The sequence below is a fragment of the Lentzea alba genome (assembly GCF_047445655.1).
In the GTDB taxonomy this organism is placed as follows: domain Bacteria; phylum Actinomycetota; class Actinomycetes; order Mycobacteriales; family Pseudonocardiaceae; genus Lentzea; species Lentzea alba_A.
The window spans coordinates 151,618-177,010 of record NZ_JAJAEG010000001.1 but is presented as its reverse complement, the minus strand read 5'-3'; the positions used below and the strand labels follow the sequence as shown (position 1 = coordinate 177,010).

Sequence of the window (25,393 nt, the reverse complement as noted above, 5' to 3'; positions counted from 1 at the left end):
AGCAAGATGGGAGTGGCTGAACGCGGGCTAACGGACGAGGAGGACACGGAGCGCGTGCAAGCGGTCGCTGTGCGCAGTGAAGCTGACCCGATGGGGTGATCTGCGCCCGATTCCTGAGCGTTCCTCGCCACATGCACGTCACAACTAAGGTGCTCGGTCGTTTCATTGACCGGGAAGGGAGAAGAGGGTAACGACGATGCGCAACGACCACGTGACGCTCCGCTCGACAGCGGTCTTCGACCTGCTGGCGCCGAGGACCCCTGCGGTTCCGGTCCAGGTGGAGCTTCGATACGACACGAAGGACCCGTACGCGGTCGTGGCCGCGTTCCGGACCGGCCGCGCCGGTTGGGTCGAGTGGGTGTACGCCCGCGACCTGCTCGCCGACGGTCTCATCGCCGACGCCGGTGACGGTGACGTCCGGATCCGCCCGGCTGCCGACGACCCCGAGGTCGTCGTGATCGAGCTGAGCTCGCCTTCCGGGCACGCCATGTTCGAGGCGTCCGCCCAGGAACTCGCAGACTTCCTCGACCGGACCTACGACGTCGTCGTGCCGGGCAACGAGCACCTGTGGGTCAACGTCGACGAGGCGCTCACGCACCTCATCTCGAACGACCTCAGCTGAAAATCCGAGGTAGGGGGCCCGTGAAGGCGGTGCGGGTACCCCCGGTGAAACCCGCTTGAACCCCTCGTATAAGGTTGTTTCAACATCACGAAGTCAGTGATGTACGCGGATGTAGCGCAGTTGGTAGCGCATCACCTTGCCAAGGTGAGGGTCGCGAGTTCGAGTCTCGTCATCCGCTCTGTGGTTCCCCAGTGGTCGTCCGCTGTGGAGTCATGCTCCTGGCGGAGTGGCCGAGTGGCTTAGGCAAGGGCCTGCAAAGCCCTGTACACGGGTTCGATTCCCGTCTCCGCCTCGGACGATTAGCTCAGCGGGAGAGCACTACCTTGACACGGTAGGGGTCACTGGTTCAATCCCAGTATCGTCCACTCGAAGCGTGAATGGCTCCGACCAGACTTGGTCGGAGCCATTCGGCGTTCCTGGCCCTATTCGTGCCGCGGCATCGAGTAATACCGCTCGTGCGGCCGCAGGCCGACTTCGCGACCCCGCTCGTCGAAGCACGCGGCGCGCAGATACCTCCAGGCGTCCCCGATCGTCGCGATCAGACGATCCTCGGCCGGCGACTACGACGCGGCGGCCCCGTCCGGGAACTGGGCGGCGAGCCACAGCAGCTTGTCGCCGTCGAAGTCCCAGACTCGCGTAGTGCCGTCGTCGCAGGCGGTGGCGAGCTGACGGCCGTCCGGGCTGAAGGTCAGGGTGCGCACCTCGCCGCTGTGGTCGAGGTCCAGGTCGAACAGCCGTTCTCCTGTCTCGCTGTCCCAGATGCGTACTCGGCCCTCGCCGTCACCAGTGGCCAACCACGTGCCGTCCGGGCTGAAGATCACGGCGTTCTTGCCGCCCCACGCGACTGATCCGTCGCATTCGAGGACGAGTAGGTGTTCGCCCGTCGCGCTGTCCCACACGCGCACGGAATGATCGTCGTCGATGGTCGCGAGCCTGCCGCCGTCCAGGCGGAACGCGACGGCGTTCACTTCGCTGGTGTGCCCGGTGAGGGTGCGAAGCTGTTCGCCGGTGGTGCCGGCCCACAGGCGCACGGTCTGGTCGTTGCCGACGGCGGCGAGCCGAGATCCGTCGGGGCTGAACGCGACAGCGTTCACTTCGCCGGCGTGGCCGGTCAACGTGAGCAGATGCCCTCAACCTGGCTCATGTCGGATCATGTCGTAACAACGACCAGGCGACGAGAGGTGACTCGCGAACGCGCTCGGGGCCGCCGGAAGCCCAAGATCAGCCGATTTGGAAGTCGCCAGGGACGTCGGATACAGTTCCTCTCGCGCCACGGGAAACCCCACAAGGGAAACCTGCGGAGCACGCGGATGTAGCGCAGTTGGTAGCGCATCACCTTGCCAAGGTGAGGGTCGCGAGTTCGAGTCTCGTCATCCGCTCTGTGGTTCCCCAGTGGTCGTCCGCTGTGGAGTCATGCTCCTGGCGGAGTGGCCGAGTGGCTTAGGCAAGGGCCTGCAAAGCCCTGTACACGGGTTCGATTCCCGTCTCCGCCTCGGACGATTAGCTCAGCGGGAGAGCACTACCTTGACACGGTAGGGGTCACTGGTTCAATCCCAGTATCGTCCACTCATCCAGGAAGCCCTCGATCGAACGTGATCGGGGGCTTCTTGCTGTTCGAGGGCAGAACTGCTAGAAGCCCAGTTTTTGTCCAATTTTTGGTCGGAACGGCCGAAAATGCCCACTTTTTTGTCTTTTATCGACAGGGGTGCGGCCTCTACCGTTGAGTGCTGTGTCCGGTTACGAGTTCGATTTCTTCATCAGCTACAGCCGTGAGGGCAATGTGCAGAAATGGCTGCTCAACCATTTCTACAACAAGCTCAAGGACTGCCTCGCCGACGAGTGCGCCCCCGCACCGCGGATATACATGGACCGCCACATGCCGAAGGCCGTGGAGTGGGCTCACAACCTGCAGACCTCGCTGCGGCACAGCAAGATCATGATCCAGGTCATGACGCCGAGCTACTACCGGTCAGGCTGGTGCATGTCGGAGCTGGACAGCATGCGGGCGCGGGAGGAGATGCTCGGGTTCGCCAGCGCCAAGATCCCGCAAGGGCTGATCTACCCGATCCTGTTCTCGGATTCGGAAAACTTCCCGGAGACGGAACGGATGCGCAAATGGCACGACTTCAAGGAATTTGCGCATCCTGATCCGGTGTACCAGCAGACGGTCGACTACATCCACTTCCACAAAGAAGTGAAACAACTGGCACGTGATCTCGTCGAGCTGGTCGAACAGGTGCCTGCCTGGCAGGAGGACTGGCCGATCGTCGAACGTCCCGACCCGATCGTCACCCCGCGCCCGCCCTTACCGAGGTTCAAGCCATGTCCGGAACCGTGATCACGTTCTACTCCTACAAAGGCGGCGTCGGGCGGAGCTTCACCCTGGCCAACACAGCGGTGCTGCTTGCACGCTGGGGTTATCGGGTGCTCGTGGTCGACTGGGACCTGGAAGCTCCGGGTCTTCACCTCTACTTCCGCCCACACCTTTCGGAGATGCCGCGCAGCGGTGTGGTCGATCTCGCCTACGACTTCATCCAAAGAGTCGAGTATCCCGCCTCCCACACCGTTCGTGTCGACGTCGAAGGCGGTGTGCTCGACCTCATGGCCGCCGGCAAGGTCGTCGACGGCCGGCTCGGGCCCTCTTACGCGCCCAGGATGCAGGAGATCAACTGGGAGGCGTTGTACGAGGACGGGTTCGCCGAGTTCCTGGAAGAACGCCGCGCCGAGTGGATCGCCAAGTACGACTTCGTGCTGCTCGACAGTCGCACCGGTGTCTCGGACATCGCGAGCATCTGCACCGCGCAACTGCCCGATCGGCTCGTGGTGGTGTTCACCGCCAACGACCAGAACCTCAACGACGTCGTCGACATCGCCCATCTCGCGGACCAGGCGAGGGACCGGCTGCCCTACGACCGGCCGCGGCACCAGGTGATGCCCCTCCTGTCCCGGCTGGACAACACCGTCGAGTACGAGCGGGCAGCGGACTGGCAGAAGAAGTCCGCCAAGGTGGTGGCCCCGCTCTTCCGCAACTGGTTGGTCAAGAGCGTGCAGCCGGACCTGATGCTGCGTCACCTCACGGTGCCATACGTCTCGTACTGGAGCTTCGGCGAGCTGTTGCCCGTGCTGGAGGAGAAGTCTCCGTCACCGAACCAGATCTCGTTCGCGCTCGAGACGGTCGCCGCGGTGATCGCGCACGAGTTCGACCGCACGGACCTGCTGGCCGACAACCGCGACGCCTACGTGGCGGCCGCACGCTCACGACGCCGCAACTTCGACCTGGATCTGTTGGTGTCGTCTCCGAGGACGTTGTGGCGCACGAGCACCGAGCTGATCACCGAGCTGCGGCTGCTCGGGGTGAAGGCGGACAGGTCCGTGTCCGGTGATCCGGAGATCCTCGACCAGACCGGCGACCCGGCAGAGCACCTGTGCCTTGTCATCGACGGAGCGTTGAGCCGGTGGCAGCTCTCTGAAGCGGAACGGTTCGCACGCCGCGCACTTGGGCCGGACGGTGCGCAGAGACAAATGTTCTGCCTGGTCACTCGTGGTACGAACCGCGAGCTGCTGCCGGGATTCCTGCGCAGCCTCCGGCACCTGGAGTTCGAAAAGTCCTCGCGGCCCGTGCAGGTGGCGAGGGAACTGCACGACCTGATCATGGCGACCCCCGCGCCCGAGCCCGAGCGGGACCAGGAAGCGTTGAGGGACGCCGAGGCAGCGCTGCGTGAGTTGCCGGAGCAGCTGCCGTATGCGGGGAGGTTCGCGCTCGTCGAGGACACCGTGCGCGGTATGGCAGGCGCTTTCGACGTCGGCGACATGGACCTGCTGCGCGACATGTCGGCCGACCTGCTGCTGCTGAGCAAGCCGCACCGGAGCGGGGCCGAAGTGGCGGTACCGGCGCAGCTGCGCACCGAGGCGACCGCACTGCTCGCCCGGATCGAGCGACGAATCAACGCGTTCACCGACTGAAAGGCGGCGTGATGCCGGAGAAGTACGCAACCAGCGCCAAGTCGGCACTGTTGGTCATCATGCTGGCCAATCGCGAAGTGCCCAACGTGGAGCTGAAGGAGACCTACAAGATCTCGCTCGTACCCAAGGACCGCGAGCCGGTGAACCGCGACAAGCTCCTGGAGACGTGGAAGGAAGGGCGGCGGTTCGTCCACAAGATCACCGACAAGGGCATCGACTGGTGCATGACCCATCTCGTCGAGAGTGAACTGCCCTCTCGTGTCGGGCCGCAGGCGCGGGTGAACCAGGAACTGCTGCGGCGCATGGTTCCCTTTCTGCGCGAACGCGGACTGTTGGCCGAGGCGATCCGATCTCGGGGCCTGCAAGAGCTGATCCGGCAGGTCTACTTGGAGCTGGGTGACGGCTTTCAGGACTGGGTCCGGCTTGCCAGGATCCGGCCGCGGCTCAACGGCGCTGACCGCGACGAGGTGGACGAGACCCTGCTCAAGATGGTCAAGACCGGCACCACCCACCTGGTGCCCGACTCGAACCGCAAGATGCTGACCGAGGAGGACCACGCGGCCGCGATCCGGATCGGCGGCGAGGACAAGCACCTCATGGCGATCGAGGAATCATGACCGAGCAGCTGCGCGAGGCGCTGGCGGTCGTGCGCTTCAACTCGGCCGAGACTCCCGACGACGTCTGGCACGCCTCGCCCTTCCACATCGAGGGTCTGCACACGAGGGCGGAACATCGGCTGCGGGCGGGCATCGCGGATGCCAGGGCCAGCGTCGGGCCGAGCATCGGCGGTCTGGTGCTGCAGGGGGAGAAGGGCGTCGGCAAGACGCACCTGCTGGGCTCGGTGCGCCGCACTGTCCAGGAGCAGGGCGGCTACTTCTTCCTGGTCGAGGTCACGTCGGGCAAGGCGTTCTGGGACGACGTCGCCGATGCCATGCGCAGTGAGCTGCGCAGGGCCAACGACGAGGGCGACATTCAGCTCACGGTGTTGCTCCGCCAGTTGTGTCTCGGTGCCGACGTGCCGGCCGAGGTCGCCAGTGCCATCACAGGTGAGTCGAAGCTGATGCCCGATCACCTGAGCACCTTCCTCGGTGGACTGCGCAAAGTGGACAGTCGCATCGCGGTGGAGTGCGGAGACAGCATCCGGGCGCTCGTGTTGTACGCCTCGGAGCACTCGGACGTCGGCAAGTCCTACCTGAAGGGAGTGGACGAGTCGAGCGACGAACGCCGCCGCTGGGGCTTGCCTTCCGAGGCGAACTCGTCCAGGACCATCGTGAGGGACGTCTCCCGCGTCCTCGCGATGACCGGCCCGTGCGTCATCGCCGTCGACCAGCTGGACACGCTGGTCAACAAGAGCCAGGACGTGACCGGCGAGGTGGTGACGAACCCCGAGCTGGTGCAGGAGCTCGTCGACATCTCGGATGGTCTGATGCAGCTCCGCGAAACCACTCGGCGCACCATCACGGTGGTGGCGTGTCTGCCCAACACGTGGAAGATGCTGAAGTCGGTCGCGAGCGACACTGTCGAGGACCGCTTCACCACGACCCCGATCCTGGCCTCGATCGCTGATCCCGCGCTGGGCAGGAAGCTGGTCGAGAAGTGGCTCGGCGTGATCTACCAGCGCAACGGGATCGTGCCGCCGCACTCGACCTGGCCGGTGGCGCGTAGCGCCTTCGACCCGGCGAACTGGGCGAACCGCACGCCTCGCCAGCTGCTCAAGCGGGTGCACCAGCACGCGGAAGCCTGTTTGTACGGTGAGATCAGGGAACTGGGCTCGTTCGGCGAGCCGCAGCCCACCGAGGTCGTGACCGCGCCGGTGGTCGCGGGGCCGGAGCCGGACTACATGGCCGAGTTCGATGCCAGGTTCGCGCAGCTGAAGCAGACGGCCGAGATCACCGCCGCGGACATCAGGCAGTCCAACGAGGACGAGGTGTTGCCGGCGTTGCTCCTGGCCGGGCTGAAGTCCTGGATCACCGAGGTCGGCAACGACGACCTGAAGTGGCATCCCGAACCGCACTCGGACGACATGCGGCTGCACGCGGGTCTGCGGCTCACCGTCAACGAGGAGCTGGACATCCAGGAACGCTGGGGCATGCGGTTCATCGCGAGCAGCCACGGCAACCGGGTGCTGCGCAAGCTGCGTGACGCCCGTGCTGCCGCGGAAGGGTCCCGTGGTGGGCGGGGCAGGCATCTGATCATCATTCGCAACGGGGTCAAGGGCTGGAACGGCGCCGTGACCCAGCAGATGGTCGCCGACCTGGAGCGCGCGGGCGGCCGGTGTGTCGACATCACCGACGACGATCTGCGGACGTTCAGTGCGCTCAAGGAGATCTGCGCGGTCCAGACCCACCAGCTGCTGGCCTGGCTGGTGGCGCGGAAACCTGCCAGCGGCACCGCGTTCCTGCGGTCGGTGCTGCCGGATCAGGAGCGGACCGCGGCGAGCCATCAGGAGACACGACCTCCGCCGAAGCCGCGGTCGAAGCTGGAAAGTGCCGGCGAGATCGTGCTCGGGATGGACGGGGAGATCCGGATCGAGCTGGAGTCGTTGCGCAAGCACGCGATCGTGTTCGCGGGCTCGGGTAGTGGCAAGACGGTGTTGTTGCGCCGGATCGTTGAAGAGTGTGCGTTGCAAGGGGTTTCGGCGATCGTGCTGGACCCCAACAACGACCTGGCGCGGCTCGGGGATGCCTGGCCCGAGGTGCCGGGGGAGTGGCGGGCCGGGGACGAGGCGAAGGCTGCCGAGTACGTCGCGAACACCGAGGTTGTCGTGTGGACACCGGGGCGGGCGGGTGGTCGGCCGTTGAGTTTTCATCCCTTGCCGGACTTCGCTGAGGTGCGGGGAGATGAGGACGAGTTCAGCGCTGCCGTGGAGGCTGCGGTGGCGCGGTTGGTGCCGCACGCGCGGATTGCCAATGAGACGAAGTTCGCCGTTAGAGGGCGGGCTGTGCTTCGGGAGGCGCTCAAGAGGTATGCGCGGGAGGATCGGCGTGACCTGAACGGGCTCGTGGATCTGCTGGCGGAGTTGCCGGACGGGGTCAGCAAGTTGAACTCGGCGGCGGCTACGGCTGCTGATCTGGCCGAGACGCTCAGGGCCGCGATGGTCAACGATCCGTTGCTTGGTGGGCAGGGGGAACCGACTGATCCCGGAGTGTTGCTCACGCCGGCGCAGGGTAAGCGGGCTCGGGTTTCGGTGATCAGTTTTGTCGGGTTGCCGTCGGAGGAGCAGCGGCAGGGGTTCATCAGTCAGTTGCAGTTGGAGGTGTTCGCCTGGATCAAGCGGAACCCGGCGGTCGATCGGCCGCTCGGTGGGCTGATGGTGATGGACGAGGCGCAGATGATCGCGCCGTCCGGTGGGGCCACGGCCAGTTTGCAGACCACGATCTTGCTGGCCTCGCAGGCTCGCAAGTACGGGTTGGGGCTGTTGCTCGCCACGCAGGCGCCCAAGGGGGTGCACAACCAGGTGACCGGTAACGCCACCACGCAGTTCTTCGGGCGGTTGAACAGTCCGGCGCAGATCGCCGCGGCCACGGACATGGCGCGGGCCAAGGGGAGTTCGATCGCGGACATCTCACGGTTGGAGCGCGGGCAGTTCTACGTCACCGGGGACGGGTTCGGGTTCCGGCGGATGCGGGCGCCGTTGTGCCTGAGTCATCACCCGCCCAGCCCGTTGCGGCTCGAGGAAGTGGTGGAGCGAGCCAGGAAGCAGTGAGAAAGGGCGGTGTCCCCGAGGGGGCACCGCCCTTTTCGCGTCACGCGGTCAGCATGGACTCGATTCGTTGGTACAGCGTGGAAAGCACGTCGGGGGAGCCGCCGAGGACGACGAAGTTCACCGTGTCGTCGCCGGCCTCCACCGCGTACACCGTGTCGCCCGAACGTTCCACGCGCACGGCGATCGTGGTGTCGCCCAGGTGCAGGGTGCCGGAGAGATCGCGGCCCGGTGACGCGGCGGCGAACTGTTCGGCCAGGGCGCGCAAAGCAGGCGGTGCGGGTGCGGGTGGCGGCGGCTGCTCGACCGCTGCTGCCACGTCGGCCACGGCCACGCGGTCCTGGCCCGCGGTTTCGGCGGCCTCGACGCGGCTCACCAGGGCGTCCACCAGGCCCTCGTCGGCGCGCAGGTAGGCGGACGACTCGGGGGCCTCGCCGGTCAGCACCGGCAGCACGTGTTCGTCGCCGTTCGTGGCGAGTTCATCCACAGTGGACACGAACGGCACGAAGAAGCGCACCTGTGCCTGGGGCAGGTCGTTGCCCTCCAGCACCCTCAGGCCTCGCTGCCGGCAGGCCTCGACCACCTCGTCGACCACGGCGCGCTGTTCCTCGGCGAACGACACGGCGATGTCGTAGGTCGCGGATTCGATCACTCCAACCTCCTCCTGCAGGACCGGCCGGCGGCCGGTTGCGCGCAGCATCCACGCCGGGTGTTGACCAGAAGTGGATGAGGAGTGGACGCGTTGACCACTGCCGTGGGCAACGGGAAACACCTGGTTTCACGGTTTGTGAGGACGAATCCTCGAAGTAGCCCGCAAACGGCGGGCGAAATCCCGAATCAATCGCGATTTCCTTCGGAGGATTCGTCATGTCCAAAATCGTGTCCACTTTCGTCGCCGGTGCCACCACGCTCGTGACGGCACTCGCCGTCGCCGCCGCTGTTTCCGGTGGTGGGACGGCCATCGCGGACGAGAACCCGCCGCCTGCCACGCCGACCACCACGGAGACCCAGAACGGCGGCGGCAACGTCTGGCACGGGTGAGATAACCGCAAATGCGCCCCGGCCATTCTTTGTCACGGCCGGGGCGATTGCGTTGAACAGGTTCGGATGATGTACTCGGCACACGCCGGAGCGGGAGGCAATCGTGGCCGAAACTTTTGGTGAGTTGTTGCGGCAGCATCGCATCGCCGCAGGTCTGTCGATGGGGCAACTGGCAAAGCTGATCCATTACAGCAAGGGTTATCTCAGCAAGATCGAGAACGACCTCAAGCCGCCCACTCCGACGGTGGCGCGCCTGTGCGACGGCGTGCTCGACGTCGGCGGCCGGCTGGTCGAGGCCGCCGCGCACCGGGGGCCTGCGCTCGGCCGGCGCCAGGTGCTCGTGGCCGGAACGATGCTCGGCGTCGGAGCGATCGCGGGCAGTGGACCGCGGCCGGTGCCGGACGAGCAGGTGATCGCCGGGATGCGCACCTCGTTCGAGAACCTGAGGAATCTCGGCCTGCACACCAGTCCGATGCTGATACTCGAACCGCTGAAAGCCTTGCAGCACGCCGTGCACGGGATGGCGCGGGAGAACACCGGGCCGATCGGCACGCGGCTGCTGCGGCTCGCGGCGCGCATCGCCGAGTACACCGGCTGGATGTGCCAGGAGGCGGGCGACGAGCAGGGTGCGCTGTGGTGGACGAGGCACGCTTCGGAACTCTCCCGCGCGGCAGGTGATCCGGACATCGCGAGTTACGCGTTCGTGCGGGAGGCGGGTCTCGCGCTCTACCGGCAGGACGCGGCCGCCACCATCAGCCTCTCCCAGCAGGCGCAGTGGATCGGCAGCGCCGGCTCACGCATCCTCGCGCTGGCCGCACGACGCGAAGCGCAGGGACACGCTCTGGCGGGAGACCGGTACTCGGCGGAAAGCGCGTTCGACCGCGCCGCGGGGCTGATGGAGCTCGTCCGGCCGGACAGTCCGTACCCGGTGCTCGGATCGAGCGCGCCCGATCCGCTGGAGCTCGCGCGAGGATGGGCGCTGGCCGACCTCGGGCTCAACGCCGAGGCCGCGCTCGTGCTGGACCGGCAACTCGCGCTCGTGCCCGCCACGTCCCGGCGTGCCAGGGCTCGCTTCGGCACCAGGAGGTCGCTGGCGCACGCGTTGTCGGGCGAGGTCGACGAGAGCTGCCACACGCTCGTGCAGACGCTGGACGACGCCGCGCACGTCGACTCCGCCACGGTGCGGACCGACCTGCGTCAGCTGGCCAGAGCCCTGGGCAGATGGCACAACCACCGCGCGGTCCGCGCCGTTTACCCGGACCTGAAACGACTCCTGACTCACCGCTGACCGCACGCGCAGGTCAGGGTCGCGCGCTCGTCGCGCACTTCCTCGGCTTCCGGCTGGTCGAGGTCGCGGAACACCGTCTCGGCGGCGTCCCAGTGCGCGACGGCTTCGGGGTGCCGGTCCAGTGCGTGCAGCGTTCGCGCCAGGCCGATCTCGCCGTGGGACTGGTTGGTGCGGTTGCCCGTGCCGACGGCCACGTCCAGCAGCGTTTGGTAGAGACGCAGTGCCGCGACCAGGTCCCCGCTGTCCCGCATCGTGGCGGCCCGGTCGCGCAGGAGCCTCGCCTGCAGGTCCGGATCGGTCAGCCCGGCCGCCGCCTTGGCCGCGAGGTCGTGGTGGTGCAACGCCTCCGTGAGCCGGCCGGCCAGCCGGTGGGCGTCGGCGATGTTGGTCAACGCGAACGCGGCCACGCAGTCGTCCCCGATCTCGACGGCGATCTCGTGCGCTTCGAAGTGGTCGGGAATGGCTTCCTCGATCATCCCGAGGTGCTGCCGGATCGCGCCGAGGTTGTTCAGAGCGTGGGCCAGTCCCTGCTGGTGGCCGATCTTTCGCAGGATCCGCACGGACTCGTCGTGTTGCGTGAGCGCGAGATCGTACTTCTGGTGCTGTTCGTTGATGTAGCCCTGCATGCTCAACGCGTGCGCCCGGCCACGAAGGTCCTGGCACAGCTCGTACTTCGGCAGTGCCGCTTCGAGGTGCCGCATCGCCACGTCGTGCGCACCGAGTTGCAACGACGAGATCGCGAGTGCGCACCGCGTCGCGGCCTCACCCGCCACGTCGTCCAGCCGCGCCCACCTCGGCAGGGCCTGTTCGGCGAGGGCGAGAGCCTCGCTGTGGTGGCCGCGCCGTTCGTTCGCGATGGACAGGCGCAGCAGCACGTGAGCCTGACCGCGGTCGCCGTCCGCGTGCACGGCCTCGACGGCGTGGATCCAGTCCTCGAACCGGTTCGTGGTGTTGAAGTGCCGCCAGATCAACGCGGCCAGCCGCCACGCGTGGTCCTGTCCGGAGTGCTGGATCGCGGCGATCAGGTTGTCGCGCTCGACGGTGATCCACGCCATTGCCTCGTCCTCGCTCGAGAACTGCAGCGCGAGCGGGCTTTCGCGGTCCACCGAGGGCAAGACGGTGCGGTCGAACGGATACGCGACGTTCACCGCGTTGGCCAGCGTCGTGAGGTAGAAGTCGAGGAGGCGCTGCACCGCGTCCGCGCGCGGAGGTTCGAGGGCGGCGAATTCCTTGATCGAGTCGAGCATCTGGTAGCGGTCCGGCGCGACCTCCTCCAGCAGGCAGACCTCGTGCAGGTCGTCGAGCAGCTTGCGGGTGCCGGCGACGTCGCGGCCCACGAGCGCCGCTGCGCCGACGAGATCGACGTCAGGGCCCGGCAGATGTCCGAACAGCCGGAAGACCTGTTGCAGCTCGTCGTCGAGCTGCCGGTAGGAGGCGTGCACGGCGGCGGCACCGTCTTCCCGCCACGGCCCGTTCTCGTCCAGCCTGCCGAGCAGGTGGTCCAGCGACCACCTGTCGTGCCTGCGCAGCAACGCCGCGGCGACCTTGATCGACACCGGCAGGTATCCGCAGCGCTTCACCAGCCCGGCCACGTCCGCCGACCTGCCGCGCACGCGGAACGGATCGGTCAGCGCGCGGAACAGCGCGGAAGCGTCTTCCGGGGGAAGCGGACCGAGCCGCACGTGCTCGCTGATGTCCGGCTCGCCCATCTTCCTGCTGGTGACGACGGCGAAGCACTCCCGCGTCTCCGGCAGCAGCGGGCGGACCTGCTCGGGTGACGCCGCGTTGTCCAGCACCACCAGCGTTTTCGTGCCGTACAGCTGCGATTGGTAGAGCGTGGCCTTGCGGCCCACCGTGTCCGGGATCTGCTCGGCCGGCACACCCAGCTCGGTCAGCAGCTGGGTCAGCGCGTCGGACACGGACATCGGCGCCACGTTCGGCGTGAACCCGTTGAGCCGCACCAGGAGCTGCCCGTCCTGGAAACGGTGGCGAAGCCGGTGGGCGGCCTCCACGGCCAGACCGGTCTTGCCCACACCGGGTGCGCCGCTGATCCACACCGCTCGCCGTTCGCCCGAACCCGCCGCAGCCGCTTCGACCTTGGCGAGCTCGCCGGACCGACCGGTGAACCCGCCTGGACGGGACGGCAGTGAGCTGGCCGGTTCGCCGCGCCGGGCCCGTTCCGCGAGGTTGCGCAGCACGGTGCCGGGCTCGACGCCGAGCCCGGCGAGTGCGTCCACCGCGGTGTCGAACACCCGGATCGCGCCTGCCCGGTCGCCACCCGCGATCAACGCGCGCATCAGGAGCTCGGCGTACTTCTGGTGATCGGGAGAGGTGCGGACCGCGCGGCGCATCCGGTCCCTGGCCGACCGGTGGTCGCCGGAGACCAGCTCCAATTCGGCCAGGTCACCGAGTGCGTCGTGGTAACTCTCGTCCGGCACGATCACCTCGGTGCCGCCGACCCGGTCGATGTCGATGTCCTCCAGGAACCTGCCGCGCCACAACGCGACCGCGGCTCGGAGCAGGTCGACGGCCTTGCGTTGATCGTTGTCCTGCAACGCTTTCACGGCCTGTTCACGCAGCCGGTCGAACCGCACGGTGTCGATCTGGTCGTCGTCGACGCGCAGCACGTACCCGGTCGCTGTCGTCTCGATCGACGCTTCGGTGTGCTCGAACGCCGTGCGAAGCCTCTTGATGTAGCTCCGGACCAGGCTTCGGCGATCGGGGTTGTCCGGCCACACGATCTCGGTGAGCCGTTCGGGTGACACGGGTTTGTTCGCGTGCAAGAGAAGTACGACGAGGATGAAGCGTTGTTGCTGGTCGCCCAAGGGAACGGGCGCGTTGCCGTGCCACGATTCCAATGGACCCAGCATGCGAAATTCCACGCCGTCCTCCTGGTGTCCGAGCCTCCGTCTGGGAGGAATGTCGCGCAAGGGCCCGTTGGTGTGTCAACGAATCATCTTTTTGTCCACGTTTGATCAACACGATCCGGTAACCGTGTTCCGTGTCACGCCTTGAGCTGGGGGAAGAGACTGATGGTGTCCGATGTGCTGCCGTGCTACGTGGTGTGCGATGTGTCGCTCTCGATGGGCGCCCACATCGACGAGGTGAACGCCGGAATGCGCGAGTTCCGCGGTGTGGTGCACGCGAATCGTCGTGTGAGCGCGCAGATTCGGCTCTGTGTGGTCGTTTTCGCGGAGAGACCGTTGGTCGCGCGGCCCCTGCGGCCCGTGCTCGACGCGGCCGGGCCGATCAGCCCGCACCAGGAATCGGGCTCAGCCTTCGGTTCCGCGTTCACCCTCGTGCGCAACACCATCGAGCACGATGTGAAAAGCCTCAAGGCACAGCGAATCCGGGTGCGCCGTCCGGTGCTGTTCTTCATCTCCGACGGCAGGCCGACCGATCCGGGGTGGCCGGCCGCGTTGGCGCGGCTCACCGCCGCGGTGCCGTGCCCGGAGATGATCGCGTTCGGGCTCGGGGCCGTCGACCAGCTGGTGCTGGCCCGCATCGGCACCTCGCGGGTGTTCCTCGGCGGGGACGGTGTCCGGCTGGGCGTCGCGCTGGCCTCGTCCGTGACCAGGACGGTCCTGCGGTCAGACCACGTCTGACCGATCCACGGTGTGTCCACTTCTCGTCCACACGCCGATCGCAACCTGCTTCCGCCGCACGTGAGTGCGCAAGGGAGGGAGAGCGGCGATGACGACGACACACGCGACATTGGTCCGTGAGCTGAAGACCCTTCGCAAGGGACGAGGCGTGCACGCGGGGCGGATCGTGGAACGGGTCGGCACGGCCCTGGCCGCCGCGTGCGGGATCACCAGGGCCGACGGGCCGGCCGCCACCAGGCAGAAGCTGGTCACCAGGCTGACCGAGCTGGTCGAGCAGCTCCCCGAGGACCTCCAGCTCGCGGTGCGGGCGGCGTTCGGTCTCATCCCCGAGGTCCGGCACCCGCTCTACCAGGAACGCGTCAGCTGGGTGGCGGCGGCGATCGACCGCGACACCCGCACTGTGCGCCGCCGCGTGGACGAGGCCGTCGACCAGCTGGCAGAGCTGGCCGCGACGACCACGCGGCGCGTCGCCGGCGGTTGGCACACGGCGGAGCTGAGCGTGGCGGTGGTGCTCGACCAGGGACAGCCCGAGGTGCTGGAGCGGTATCAGGTCGTGGTCGACGAGGACCGGGTGGATCACCTGGAGTTCGCCGCTGTGTTCCCCGTGCGGCGGCGTGACGTCGACGTCCACCTCCTGTACGGCGGAACGCTGCAGGACCGCGGCTCCGCGGTGGAACGCCCCGGCTTCAGACTGCTCCCCGCCGAACCGCTCGGGCGCGGCGAGACCCACGACTTCGCGATTCGCTACCGGCTGTCGAACCGCGACGTGATGCACCCGTGCGTGCTCCACGTGCCTGAACGGCCGTGCGAGATGTTCGATCTACGCGTGCGCTTCGAACACGATCGCAAGCGGCTCGTGCGGACGTTCGACGGGGTGCTGCAGCGGACTGACGCCGAGCCGAGCGGGACCCAGTACGCCGTGGACCGGGCCGGGGAGATCCACCTGCGGTTCCGTCGGCTGCTGCCAGGGCTTCTCTACGGCGTCCGGTGGGGTGGGTCGGCGGCGTGCTCGGCCCGTCGCGCCTCATGACCGGCGCGGTTCGTACCAGGTCTCGCCGGCCGGTTCGCCCGCCATGTTCCACGCCCACGCGCGCGTCGGTGTGATGCGGCAGTAGATGCCGGGGCCGACGAGCCCGACGCGTTCGATGGGGTCGTCCGCCACGCCGTAGACGCGGATCGCGCGGGCGACGAACGGGTCGAAGGACACCAGGTCGTCGATCACCAGGGACACCTTGCGGCGGCCCGCGGTGATGTTGCGGAACTTGCGGGTGTGCAGGACCTGTTCGCCCGCGCCGCCGACCCAGAAGTGTGTGCCGTCGTACTCGAACGACAGCGGGACGACGTCGGGCTGGTCGTCCTCGTTCAGGGTCGCGAGGCGGGCGATCGGTTGTGATCGCAGGTAGGCGATCTCGTCCTCGGTGAACATGCCTCTTATACGAACAGGGCCGGGCGGTTTCGACTACTTGGCGTCGTTGTTGAACGTGAAGAGGCACCAGCCGTCGGACTCCTTCTTCAGGAACCCTCCCGCCTTCGTCTCGGCGCCGTTCAGCGTGTACCACATGCGGACCTGGCCGCTGTCCTCCGCTTTGGTGGTTTGCACCTTGTCGTGCAGGCGCAGTTTGCCGCCCGCCGCGATGGCCTTCTCCGCCCACGTGTTGACGGCGCGGGCCGTCGCGCACATGTACTTGCGGGCGGAGGCGATGTCCTTGTCGTTGACGGCTTTCGCGAACGCCTGCATGCGGCCCGTCGGGCTGGCCGGGTCCGGGTCCGGTGGCGGTTCCTGGGACTCGGACACCGGCACGAAGCCCATTTCGCAGACGACGTACTTGCTGTCCTCCTCGAACAGGGCCAGGACACCGCGTTGCTTGTCCAGGCCGCTGTCCTTCGGGTACTCGACGGACATGATCGCGACGGTCGCGTCCTTGTTGCCGTCGTTGTAGACGGCGTCGCTTGGCCTGATCTTGCGGACCTCGTCGACCTTGAAGGTCGGCTTGACGTCCTCGACCTTGCTCTTGGGGTCGAACGGCTTGATGTCGCGGTAGAGGGTTTCCTCGACGAGGGTGATGTCCTTGTTCTCGGCCTTGTTGCGGCCGTCCTTGCACACCAGGACGTTCACGAACTGCTCGATGTCGCGGCGGTTCAGGGCGTCTGCGACGGCGTTCGCGGTGCTTTCCGGGGTGGACTGGTCCACGGGGGCAGAGCTCGTCGTGCTGCTCGACTTCATCCAGCCCGGCCAGAGCAGGCCGGTGCCGAGGACGCCGGCCGCGGCCATCAGGACCACTACGCCGATCACGATGAACGTCACCGGGGACTTCTTCTTCGGAGGCGGAGGGGGCGGCATCGGCGGCATGCCGGGGTACGGCTGGCCCCACGGCTGCTGCTGCGGATACGGCTGTTGCTGCGGCCAAGGCTGCTGCTGCCCATGAGGCTGGTTGGGCTCTTGCGGGCCGTACTGGTAGGGCGGCTGCGTCACGGTGATGGAGTCCTAGGCGGCGGGCGGCGGTCCGGGCGGCTGCCAGCCCGGTGGTGGCGGCGGGTAGTACGGCTGCTGCTGGGCCTTGCGGCGGTTGGAGCGGCGGACCAGCACGACGACGAGGACGATCACGCCGGCGATGAGCAGCACGAACACGATGACGCCGACGATCAGCCAGGTCATGATCGACTTCATGATGTCGGAGTCGTCGTCGGGCTTCTCTGTCACCGCGCGGTCGCCGAACGCCGCTTGCAGCTCGGCCTCGGTGTAGACCTTCGGGGTGCCGCTGAGGGTGATCGCCACCTGGTCGACGTGCTCCGGGTAGGTGTCCCAGACGATCTCGGCGACCTTCTCGGGGTCCGAACCGGTCGCGGTGATCTCGAGGAGATCGGTGCCGTTGTTCGAACGGTGGAACAGCGAGACGTTCGTGTAGCCGGCGTCCTCGATGCGGATCTGGAGGTTGGCCAGGTCGGCGATCGCCGCGCACCCCACGAGCGAGGCGCACAGCAGCACGAGGAGCGCGAGACGTCTCATGTCTGCCAACAGTAGGGCTGAGCGGCGGCGTCCGCCTGGGAAACGGGGCATCCTGGGCGGGGTGAGACCGCTGATCCTCATCGACGTCGACGGCCCGCTCAACCCGTGGGCGGCCAACCCCAAGCCGCCGAACTACCGGCCGTTCGACATCAGGGTCGGCTGGTGGCGCAAGCTCCGCGTCTGGCTCGACCCGGAGCACGGCGGCCAATTGAGACGGCTGGCGGAGGAAACCGGCGCCGAGCTCGCCTGGGCCACGACCTGGCTGCACCGGGCGAACACCGAGATAGGGCCGAGGATCGGCCTGCCCGAGCTCAAGGTGGTCGAGTTCCACGACGCGCACGGCTGGAAGTACCCCGCGGTCGCCCGGTACGCCTACGAACGGCCCCTCGCCTGGTTCGACGACGACTTCGCGCTGGACCGGGACAGGTGCCGGGAATTCGTCCACAAGCGACGACCGTTGACCACCGCACTCGTCCACGTCGACCCCGCGACCGGTATCACGGCACAGCACCTGAGCGAAGCTCGGAAAGCATTCAGCAGCAACCTGTGATGCACCGAGAATTCACCGTAGGAGTCGAGAAGGTCTCAACCGGCGCGGCTGGCTTGACAACGAAAGCAGTCCGCGCGAATCCTCCGCCTGTGCTGAAGCGAGGGAACGTCACCACGAAACTGATTGGTGTCGGCGCGTTGGTGCTGGCGGTGGCTGCCTGTGGCGCCCCGCCCGCCAAGGACACGCAGACCGGGGCCGCTGGAACCGCCAAGTCGGCGAGTGAGTTCGGCGGCATGGACAAGCTCGTCGAGGCTGCCAAGAAGGAGGGCAAGCTCAACGTCATCGCGCTGCCTCCGGACTGGGCGAACTACGGCGAGATCATCAAGGCGTTCGAGGCCAAGTACGGCATCAAGGTCGACTCCGCGCAGCCGGACGCCTCCAGCCAGGAGGAGATCAACGCCGCCAAGCAGCTCAAGGGCAACGACCGCGCGCCGGACGTGTTCGACCTCGGGCTCAACGTGGCGCTGGCCAACAAGGACCTGTTCGCGCCGTACAAGGTGAGCACCTGGGACGACATCGCCGCGGAGCTCAAGGACGCGGACGGTGCCTACTACGGCGACTACGGCGGCTTCATGTCGATCGGCTACGACGCCGCCAAGGTGCCGGCGCCGACGAGTGTGAAGGACCTGCTCAAGCCCGAGTACAAGGGCAAGGTCGCGCTCAACGGCGACCCGACGCAGGCCGGTGCCGCGTTCTCCGGCGTCATGATGGCGGCGCTGGGCAACGGTGGCTCCGCCGACGACATCGCGCCTGGTGTCGAGTTCTTCAAGCAGCTCAAGCAGGCCGGCAACTTCCAGCCGGTCGACCCGTCGCCCGCGACGATCGAGTCCGGCCAGACGCCGGTCGTGATCGACTGGGACTACACCAACGCCGCCCAGACCGAGAAGCTCAAGGGCAAGCTCGACTGGAAGGTCGTCGTCCCGGCCGACGCGCAGATCGGCGCCTACTACAACCAGGCCATCAGCAAGGACGCGCCGCACCCCGCGGCCGCGCGCCTGTGGCAGGAGTTCCTCTACTCCGACGAGGGCCAGAACCTCTACCTGAAGGGCATGTCCCGCCCGGTTCGCCTGGACAAGATGGGTGACAAGGCGGACAAGGCGGCGAAGGACAAGCTGCCCAAGACCGAGGGCAAGCAGGTGTTCCAGACGCAGGCCCAGGCCGACAAGGCCAAGGCCGTTCTCACGGCGACCTGGGCGCAGGCCATCGGATGACCTCAGTCGCTCCCGTAGCGACGACCCCCGGCGGCTCCACCAAGATCAAGGGTGGGGCCGCCGGTCGGCCATCTGCGGCCGCTTGGCTCGTCGCGGTGCCGTTCCTGGCGTTCGTCGGCATCTTCCTCGTCTACCCCACGGTGCTCGTGCTGTTCGGCGCCTTCCAGGACTCCAACGGCGCGTTCACCCTCGACAACCTCTCGACGCTGTTCACGGGTGTTGTGTTCGACGCTTTCGTGCGAAGCATCGAACTTTCCGCGCTCACGGCGGTCATCGGCGCGATCTTCGGCGCGCTGCTCACGTGGGCGATCGCGGTCGGCAACCCGGACGGGATGCTGCGCCGGACCGTCGTCGCGGCGTCCGGTGTGCTCGCCCAGTTCGGTGGCGTGCCGCTGGCGTTCGCGTTCCTCGCGACGGTCGGCTTCGAGGGTCTGGTCACGAAGTTCCTGCGTGACAACGTTGGCATCGACCTGTTCGCCGGCAGCGCGTGGCTGTTCGAGCTGCCCGGCCTGACGCTCGTCTACACGTTCTTCCAGATCCCGTTGATGGTCATCGTGTTCCTGCCGGCGCTGGACGGGCTGCGCCCGCAGTGGCGTGAGGCCAACGCGAGCCTCGGCGGCACGAGCTGGACGTACTGGCGCCACGTCGGCGGCCCGATCCTGACGCCGCCGTTCCTCGGCGCGCTGCTGTTGTTGTTCGCCAACGCTTTCAGCGCCTACGCCACGGCCGCCGCGCTCGTCTCGCAGGGCAGCCCGATCGTGCCGCTGCAGATCCGCGGCTTCCTCACCGGTGAGGTCGTGCTCGGCCAGGAGAACCTGGGCAAGGCGCTCGGCCTCGGCATGGTGATCGTGGTCAGCATCGCGATGGGCGTGAACGTGCTGCTGCAGAAGAGGGTGGCCAAGTGGGTTCGCTAGTGAAGCAGCGCGTCCTGCGCACGATCATCCTGCTGGTCCTCGGCGTCTACTTCATCCTGCCGCTGATCGCGATGGCGGAGTTCTCGACGCGCGGCAAGAACAACACGCGCAGCATGGAGTCGTGGACGTCCATCGTCGACGACGAAGGGTTGATGGAAGCGCTCGTCAACTCGCTGCTGCTGTCCGTCACTTCAGCGGTGCTGATGCTGGTGCTGCTCGTGCCGACGATGGCGTGGATCCGGCTGCGACTGCCGCAGCTGCAGCGGCTCGTCGAGTTCCTGTGTCTGTTGCCGCTCGCGATCCCCGCGATCGTGCTCGTGGTCGGCATGGCGCCGCTCTACGCGTGGGTGAACTACTTCTTCGGCGACTCACCGCTGACGCTGACGTTCGCGTACACGATCCTGGTGCTGCCGTTCGCCTACCGCGCGGTCGACGCCGGTCTGGCCGCGATCGACCTGAAGACGCTGGCCGAAGCCGCGCGCAGCCTCGGTGCGTCGTGGTTCACGGTGCTGTGGAAGGTCGTCGTGCCGAACATCCGCGTCGCGCTGATCGGCGCCTCGCTGCTGTCGGTCGCACTGGTGCTCGGCGAGTTCACCATCGCGTCGCTGCTCAACTTCGACACGCTGCAGGTGCAGGTGAATCTTCTGGGCAAGCGCAACGCGGGTGTGTCCATCGCGGTGTCGCTGCTGTGCCTGCTCTTCGCGTTCGTCCTCCTGTTCGCACTCTCTTATGTCGGCCAGCGGCGCCGTCAGACCGTTGCCGAAGAAGAAATTTTGCCGGGGAGCAACTGAGACAATGGGCCACCTGGAACTCAAGGGACTTCGCAAGTCGTTCGGCGGCAACACGGCGCTGGACGGCCTCGACCTCGACCTGGCCGAGGGCGAGCTGGTCTCGTTGCTCGGGCCGTCGGGCTGCGGCAAGACGACCGCGCTGCGCATCGTGGCGGGCTTCGAGACGTCCGACTCCGGCACGGTCACCGTGGGCGGCAAGGACATCACTCGCGTGCCGGCCAACAAGCGGGACATGGGCATGGTCTTCCAGGCCTACAGCCTCTTCCCGAACATGACCGCGGCGCAGAACGTCGCGTTCGGCCTGAAGATGCGCAAGGCCTCCGACCCGAAGCGCGCCGGTGAGCTGCTGGAACTGGTCGGGCTCAGCCACCTCGGCGGCCGCTACCCGCACCAGATGTCCGGCGGTCAGCAGCAGCGCGTCGCGTTGGCGCGTGCGTTGGCGATCCAGCCGCGTGTGCTGCTGCTGGACGAGCCGCTGTCCGCATTGGACGCCAAGGTCCGCGTGAACCTGCGTGACGAGATCCGTCGCATCCAGACGGAGCTCGGCATGACCACGCTGTTCGTCACGCACGACCAGGAAGAGGCGCTCGCGGTCTCGGACCGGGTCGGCGTCATGTCGCACGGCCGGCTGGAGCAGCTGGACACGCCGTCCGTGGTGTACCGGGAGCCGAAGACCGCGTTTGTCGCGCAGTTCGTCGGCGTCACGAACAGCGTGGCCGCCAAGGCCGAGGGGCAGACGGTCGTGGTCAACGGCATCACGGTCGCGGCGTCGCACGACCAACCGTCCGGAAGCGACGTTCGCGTCATCGTGCGGCCGGAGGACATCGGCGTTTCCGCGCACGACGGTGATTCGAATGGCAAGATCGTGGGCGATGTGCTGACCCAGTCGTTCCTCGGGCCGGTCACGCGGATCTCCGTCAAGGTGGGCGAGCAGATCCTGCGGATCGACCAGCCGTCCAACCAGGCGGGGGCCTACCAGCCCGGCACGAAGGTCGCACTGGACCTCAGCGAATCGCGAATCATGGTGGTGCCTGGTTGACCTTTCCCACGTGGACGAGGGATCCCTGCGGCTCGCGCTGCGGGGATTTCTGCTTCGTCGCCGACTGCCCGCCCGGAGGGTTCCGTTGAGGTCTTACGTCGGCTCCACAGACCGTCACCGCCAGCCCGGCGGCCAGGATGTTGCGCGCCGCGTTCACGTCCCGGTCATGGGTCGCGCCGCAGACGCAGGTCCACGTGCGTACGCGCAACGGCATTTCCGCTGCGAGCGCCCCGCAGACCGAGCAGAGCTCGGACGACGGGAACCAGCGATCGACCGCGATCACGGTCCGTCCGTACCAGGCTGCTTTGTACTCCAGCATCTGTCGGAACTGCCGCCAGCCCGCGTCGCCGATCGAGCGGGCGAGGCTGCGGTTGGCGGCAAGGTTGGACACGGACAAGTCCTCGATCACGAGCGTTTGGTTCTCACGCACGAGCCGAGTAGTGATCTTGTGCAGGTGATCAGCGCGCCGATCGGCGATCCGCGCGTGGATGCGTCCAACTCTGACGCGTGCCTTGGCCCGGTTGCTGCTGCCTTTCTGCTTGCGGCAAAGGGCCCTCTGAGCCTTGGCCAGCGCCCGCCGAGCACGGACTTCGTGCCGAGGGTTGGCGATCTTCTCGCCGGTCGAGAAGACGAGCAGGTGGTCGAGCCCCACATCGATGCCCACTGCCGATTCGATGACCGGCATCGGCCTCACGTTCGGGTCCTCGCACAACAGGGACACGAACCAACGTCCGGCAGAGTCCTGCGAAACGGTCACCGTCGAGGGCGTTGCTCCGGTCGGCAATGGCCGGGACCAGCGGATGGCCAATGGCTCGGACATCTTGGCCAAAGTCAGCACCCCGTCACGCCAACGGAATGCCGAACGCGTGTACTCAGCGCTCGCGCGGGACTTCTTCCGAGACTTGAAACGCGGGTGTCCAGCACGCTTGGCGAAGAAGCTGGAGAACGCCGTCTGCAGATGCCGGAGCGCTTGCTGCAGCGGTACCGACGACACTTCGTTGAGGAACGCCAGCCCCTCGGTGCGTTTCCACGCGGTCAGCAACGCCGAAGTCGTGTCGTAGCCGACACGTTCCTGGCGCAAGGCCCACGCTTCCGCGCGGGCCTGCAGCGCGAGGTTGTAGACCTTGCGAACGCACCCGAACGTGCGCGTCAACTCGACCGCCTGCGCCTCGGTCGGATAGAAGCGGTGTTTGAACGCCCGCTTCACCTGCCCACTCACCGTGCTGAAGCTGGCAATCCGCAGTCGTACCCGTGCAGTCGGGTGAAGCGGGTCTACTCGGAGGACGTCAGATGATCAGAAAGCTCCTCGCGCGCGACACGGCGGAGGCCCACCGGGTCGCGACGCCGTTGGAGCTGTTGTTCGACCTGAGCTTCGTGGTGGCGGTCGCCCAGGCCGCCGCCTCGTTGCACCACGCCGTGTCCGAGAACCACGCGGGTGCCGGGCTGCTGGCGTTCTGCATGGCGTTCTTCGCGCTGTGGTTGCCGTGGCTCAACTTCACGTGGTTCGCCAGCGCGTTCGACAACGACGACACGCTGTACCGGATCATCACGATGGTCCAGATCGCCGGCGTGCTCGTCATCGCGGCGGGCATCCCGGCGGTGTTCGAGCGGCAGGACTACCGGATCGTCGTGGGTGGCTACGTCGTCATCCGGCTCGCGATGGTCGCGCACTGGCTGCGCGCCTCGCGGGACAACCCGACGCACCGGAACTGCACGCGCCGCTACGCCGCCGGTATCACGGGCATGCAGGTGCTCTGGGTGCTGTGGGTGCTCATCGCGCCGCCGAGCCTGCAGTTCCCGTTGTGGGTGCTCTTCATGATCGGTGAGCTGCTGGTGCCGGTGTGGGCCGAGCGCGCCGAGACCACGACGTGGCACCCGCACCACATCGCGGAACGGCACGGGCTCTTCACGCTGATCGTGCTCGGCGAGTCGATCCTGTCGACCACGATGGCGTTCCAAAAGGGCTTCGACAGCGGGGTCAACCTGATCTCGCTCGCCGTGGCCAGCCTGGTCATCGTGTTCTCGGTCTGGTGGATCTACTTCGAGGCGCCGTCGCACCTGCACTCGCTGAAGAAGGCGTTCCTGTGGGGCTACGCGCACCTGTTCATCCTCGGGTCGATCGCGGCGCTCGGTGCGGGGCTCGCGGCTTCGGTGGACTACGACCTGCACATCGCGCACGCGCCGGGGATCGTGATCGCGCCGTTCACGACGGTGCCGCTGGCGATCTTCTTCATGTGCGTTTGGTACGTGCAGGACTGTCCCGGGCAGGCGGGGGCGCGCAAGTACCTGCTGCCGATCGGTGCGGTCGCAGTGCTCGCTGCGACGTTCGGACCAGCCCCGATTCACGTCGCGGCGGGGATCACCCTGGTTGTCGTGATCCTCACTCGGTTGGTGCAGTCGCCTGCTCAGCGCGTTTCGGTGTAGGTCCGCAGGGCTTCGCTGGCGGCGGGTAGGCCGTACCCGCCGACCAGCGCGCTGAAGTTGCCGAACTTCCTGCCGTTGATCAGCCAGGTGGAGGGGGAGGCGGCGAGCACGTCGACGAGGCGGCGCTGGCGGTCGTCCAGGTCCGCGTAGCCGGTACCGGAAGGCAGCGCACCCGAGGGGAATGCCAGCCTCAAAGTCTCCTTCACGACGTGGAACGCGCTGCTGCCGGACACCGACGGGATGCGTGCCAGTAGCGCGCCGAACGTCCGCGCCGCGTGCCCGTCACCGGTCAGGCGCAGTGCGCCGGCGGCGTAGGCGGCGACGTTGCCCTCCAGGAAGGGAACCCGGTCGCTGTCGCCGATCGACCCGGCGGTGACGGTGATCAACTCGTCGACGACGTCGTGGCCCGCGTCCGGTCCGTCCACGGTGGCCAGCGCGATCGCCGCACCCCAGCGGGCGATCGGCCGCGGATCGTCGAGCGTGACGACGGGGCGTCCGCCGAGCAGGCCCATCGCCACGGACGCGGTCGCCGCCACGACTCCTTCGGGATCACCCTCGGTCACGTTCGCCAGTGCGCGCAGGCTTTCCGGTGCCTCCTCCGGGAACCACGCCAGCGCGTACGCCGCCATGCACTGCACCGGCGGTTCCCAGGTCAGCAGTTCGCGGAACAACGGAACCCCGGCGCGCACGGCGTCGTAGGCCCGCACCCAGATGTACGCGAACATCCGGGCCTGGTCCTCGTCCGGCAGACCGTCGACGTACTCGTAGTCCGCCTCGTCCTCGTCGAAGTCGTCGTCACCGGGCCGTGGCGCCGCGGCCAGGATCGCCTCGCCGCCCACGGCTGCCGCGCGGTGTTCGGCGACCGGCAGGCCGGCGGGCAGCCACATCTCGTCGAACCCGGTCACGATGGACGTCAGCAGGCTCAGCAGTTGCGGCTGTTCGTCGCACTCCGGCGCGGTCAGCACCTCCAGCAGGAACGGAACCGCGAAGGCCGTGGCCTCGTAGATCGTGCCCTGGTGGTAGATGTTGCCGTTCAGCTTCCACAGCGCCTTCTTGCGGGCAGCGGCATCGGGTGACACCAGCGCCCTGATCAGGTCGGGCACGTCGTCGGCAGGTCCGTAGGCGTGGGTCAGTCTCGCCCAGTTCACCTGATCAAGTCCGTTCAGCACGGCCGCCATCCTGTCAGGCGCCGCACTTTCGCGGGTTCTCTTCCTTCTGACACGGCTGGTGCGATG

General features: G+C 67.3%; 23 protein-coding genes and 6 tRNA genes. 21 read left to right on the top strand and 8 right to left on the bottom strand.

Translation table 11 applies throughout. The annotated features are described in order from the left end of the window. Positions 1–196: 196 nt before the first annotated feature. From LFM09_RS00880 to LFM09_RS00865, 4 genes are all read left to right on the top strand, one after another. Positions 197–622 (top strand): SsgA family sporulation/cell division regulator, encoded by a 426-nt coding sequence (locus tag LFM09_RS00880; protein WP_030477975.1) that lies wholly within the window; start codon positions 197–199, stop codon positions 620–622. Positions 623–727: 105 nt separating this feature from the next. Continuing rightward, positions 728–800: transfer RNA gene (locus LFM09_RS00875), tRNA-Gly, on the top strand. Positions 801–842: 42 nt separating this feature from the next. Beyond that, positions 843–914, top strand: a tRNA-Cys gene (locus LFM09_RS00870). A gap of 1 nt (position 915) precedes the next feature. Continuing rightward, positions 916–987 (top strand) — tRNA-Val (locus LFM09_RS00865). A gap of 195 nt (positions 988–1,182) precedes the next feature. Here the strand turns inward: LFM09_RS00865 and LFM09_RS00860 are convergent. After that, positions 1,183–1,737: a WD40 repeat domain-containing protein gene (locus tag LFM09_RS00860; protein WP_414094256.1), complete on the bottom strand. Its 555-nt coding sequence runs from the start codon at positions 1,735–1,737 to the stop codon at positions 1,183–1,185. A gap of 191 nt (positions 1,738–1,928) precedes the next feature. Here LFM09_RS00860 and LFM09_RS00855 point away from each other — a divergent pair. From LFM09_RS00855 to LFM09_RS00825, 7 genes are all read left to right on the top strand, one after another. Further along, positions 1,929–2,001: transfer RNA gene (locus tag LFM09_RS00855), tRNA-Gly, on the top strand. A 42-nt stretch (positions 2,002–2,043) separates the two neighbouring features. Further along, positions 2,044–2,115 (top strand) — tRNA-Cys (locus LFM09_RS00850). Position 2,116: 1 nt separating this feature from the next. Then, a tRNA-Val gene (locus LFM09_RS00845) sits at positions 2,117–2,188 on the top strand. A 163-nt stretch (positions 2,189–2,351) separates the two neighbouring features. Beyond that, entirely contained in the window at positions 2,352–2,960 is a 609-nt protein-coding gene (locus LFM09_RS00840; protein ID WP_414094255.1) for a TIR domain-containing protein, read from the top strand. Beyond that, positions 2,945–4,585, top strand: a complete 1,641-nt coding sequence (locus tag LFM09_RS00835; RefSeq protein ID WP_414094254.1) for a tyrosine-protein kinase family protein — start codon at positions 2,945–2,947, stop codon at positions 4,583–4,585. The genes LFM09_RS00840 and LFM09_RS00835 overlap by 16 nt, the downstream gene beginning before the upstream one ends. Before the next feature lie 59 nt (positions 4,586–4,644). Next, positions 4,645–5,202 (top strand): hypothetical protein, encoded by a 558-nt coding sequence (locus LFM09_RS00830; RefSeq protein ID WP_414094253.1) that lies wholly within the window; start codon positions 4,645–4,647, stop codon positions 5,200–5,202. Then, the gene (locus LFM09_RS00825; protein ID WP_414094252.1) at positions 5,199–8,291 is read left to right on the top strand and encodes a helicase HerA domain-containing protein; all 3,093 of its coding nucleotides are present in this window, start codon (positions 5,199–5,201) and stop codon (positions 8,289–8,291) included. Before LFM09_RS00830 ends, LFM09_RS00825 begins: the two co-directional genes overlap by 4 nt. 40 nt (positions 8,292–8,331) lie before the next feature. On the opposite strand, the gene LFM09_RS00820 is transcribed toward LFM09_RS00825, so the two are convergent. Then, complete coding sequence (locus tag LFM09_RS00820; protein WP_414094251.1) at positions 8,332–8,940, bottom strand: hypothetical protein; 609 nt, start codon at positions 8,938–8,940, stop codon at positions 8,332–8,334. A 215-nt stretch (positions 8,941–9,155) separates the two neighbouring features. Here LFM09_RS00820 and LFM09_RS00815 point away from each other — a divergent pair, with 215 nt between their 5' ends. Both LFM09_RS00815 and LFM09_RS00810 read left to right on the top strand, forming a co-directional pair. After that, positions 9,156–9,329 carry a hypothetical protein gene (locus LFM09_RS00815; RefSeq protein WP_414094250.1) on the top strand — a complete coding sequence of 58 codons (174 nt, stop codon included), beginning with the start codon at positions 9,156–9,158 and terminating at the stop codon, positions 9,327–9,329. Positions 9,330–9,432: 103 nt separating this feature from the next. Continuing rightward, positions 9,433–10,617 carry a helix-turn-helix domain-containing protein gene (locus LFM09_RS00810; protein WP_414094249.1) on the top strand — a complete coding sequence of 395 codons (1,185 nt, stop codon included), beginning with the start codon at positions 9,433–9,435 and terminating at the stop codon, positions 10,615–10,617. On the opposite strand, the gene LFM09_RS00805 is transcribed toward LFM09_RS00810, so the two are convergent. Further along, on the bottom strand, positions 10,608–13,499 hold the full coding sequence (locus LFM09_RS00805; RefSeq protein ID WP_414094248.1) for a BTAD domain-containing putative transcriptional regulator: 2,892 nt from the start codon (positions 13,497–13,499) through the stop codon (positions 10,608–10,610). The two genes, LFM09_RS00810 and LFM09_RS00805, sit on opposite strands and share 10 nt — an antisense overlap. Positions 13,500–13,649: 150 nt before the next feature. Between LFM09_RS00805 and LFM09_RS00800 the strand changes: the two genes are divergently transcribed. Both LFM09_RS00800 and LFM09_RS00795 read left to right on the top strand, forming a co-directional pair. Beyond that, positions 13,650–14,222, top strand: a complete 573-nt coding sequence (locus tag LFM09_RS00800) for a vWA domain-containing protein (protein WP_414094247.1) — start codon at positions 13,650–13,652, stop codon at positions 14,220–14,222. A gap of 88 nt (positions 14,223–14,310) precedes the next feature. Next, positions 14,311–15,252, top strand: coding sequence for a hypothetical protein (locus LFM09_RS00795; protein ID WP_414094246.1), 942 nt, complete (start codon positions 14,311–14,313; stop codon positions 15,250–15,252). Here the strand turns inward: LFM09_RS00795 and LFM09_RS00790 are convergent. The 3 genes from LFM09_RS00790 to LFM09_RS00780 are packed head-to-tail and all read right to left on the bottom strand — an operon-like array spanning position 15,247 to position 17,229. Further along, entirely contained in the window at positions 15,247–15,648 is a 402-nt protein-coding gene (locus LFM09_RS00790) for a PPOX class F420-dependent oxidoreductase (protein WP_414094245.1), read from the bottom strand. The two genes, LFM09_RS00795 and LFM09_RS00790, sit on opposite strands and share 6 nt — an antisense overlap. A gap of 33 nt (positions 15,649–15,681) precedes the next feature. After that, positions 15,682–16,695 carry a hypothetical protein gene (locus LFM09_RS00785; RefSeq protein WP_414094244.1) on the bottom strand — a complete coding sequence of 338 codons (1,014 nt, stop codon included), beginning with the start codon at positions 16,693–16,695 and terminating at the stop codon, positions 15,682–15,684. A 12-nt stretch (positions 16,696–16,707) separates the two neighbouring features. Beyond that, a complete protein-coding gene (locus LFM09_RS00780) occupies positions 16,708–17,229 on the bottom strand; it encodes a hypothetical protein (RefSeq protein WP_414094243.1) in 522 nt (173 codons plus the stop codon). A gap of 61 nt (positions 17,230–17,290) precedes the next feature. Between LFM09_RS00780 and LFM09_RS00775 the strand changes: the two genes are divergently transcribed. The 5 genes from LFM09_RS00775 to LFM09_RS00755 all read left to right on the top strand — a co-directional run bounded on the left by LFM09_RS00775 (position 17,291) and on the right by LFM09_RS00755 (position 21,734). Next, positions 17,291–17,779 (top strand): HAD domain-containing protein, encoded by a 489-nt coding sequence (locus LFM09_RS00775; protein WP_414094242.1) that lies wholly within the window; start codon positions 17,291–17,293, stop codon positions 17,777–17,779. 89 nt (positions 17,780–17,868) lie between these two features. Beyond that, positions 17,869–18,990 (top strand): ABC transporter substrate-binding protein, encoded by a 1,122-nt coding sequence (locus tag LFM09_RS00770; protein ID WP_414094241.1) that lies wholly within the window; start codon positions 17,869–17,871, stop codon positions 18,988–18,990. Then, positions 18,987–19,904, top strand: coding sequence for an ABC transporter permease (locus tag LFM09_RS00765; RefSeq protein ID WP_414094240.1), 918 nt, complete (start codon positions 18,987–18,989; stop codon positions 19,902–19,904). Before LFM09_RS00770 ends, LFM09_RS00765 begins: the two co-directional genes overlap by 4 nt. Continuing rightward, on the top strand, positions 19,892–20,695 hold the full coding sequence (locus tag LFM09_RS00760) for an ABC transporter permease (RefSeq protein ID WP_414094239.1): 804 nt from the start codon (positions 19,892–19,894) through the stop codon (positions 20,693–20,695). The genes LFM09_RS00765 and LFM09_RS00760 overlap by 13 nt, the downstream gene beginning before the upstream one ends. 4 nt (positions 20,696–20,699) lie before the next feature. Next, entirely contained in the window at positions 20,700–21,734 is a 1,035-nt protein-coding gene (locus tag LFM09_RS00755) for an ABC transporter ATP-binding protein (protein WP_414094238.1), read from the top strand. Here LFM09_RS00755 and LFM09_RS00750 read toward each other — a convergent pair. Next, complete coding sequence (locus tag LFM09_RS00750) at positions 21,715–22,953, bottom strand: RNA-guided endonuclease InsQ/TnpB family protein (RefSeq protein ID WP_414094237.1); 1,239 nt, start codon at positions 22,951–22,953, stop codon at positions 21,715–21,717. The two genes, LFM09_RS00755 and LFM09_RS00750, sit on opposite strands and share 20 nt — an antisense overlap. 71 nt (positions 22,954–23,024) lie before the next feature. On the opposite strand from LFM09_RS00750, the gene LFM09_RS00745 reads away from it, so the two are divergent. After that, positions 23,025–24,158 (top strand): low temperature requirement protein A, encoded by a 1,134-nt coding sequence (locus LFM09_RS00745; protein ID WP_414094236.1) that lies wholly within the window; start codon positions 23,025–23,027, stop codon positions 24,156–24,158. Here the strand turns inward: LFM09_RS00745 and LFM09_RS00740 are convergent. Next, a complete protein-coding gene (locus LFM09_RS00740) occupies positions 24,140–25,327 on the bottom strand; it encodes a hypothetical protein (protein WP_414094235.1) in 1,188 nt (395 codons plus the stop codon). The two genes, LFM09_RS00745 and LFM09_RS00740, sit on opposite strands and share 19 nt — an antisense overlap. Positions 25,328–25,393: the final 66 nt, after the last annotated feature.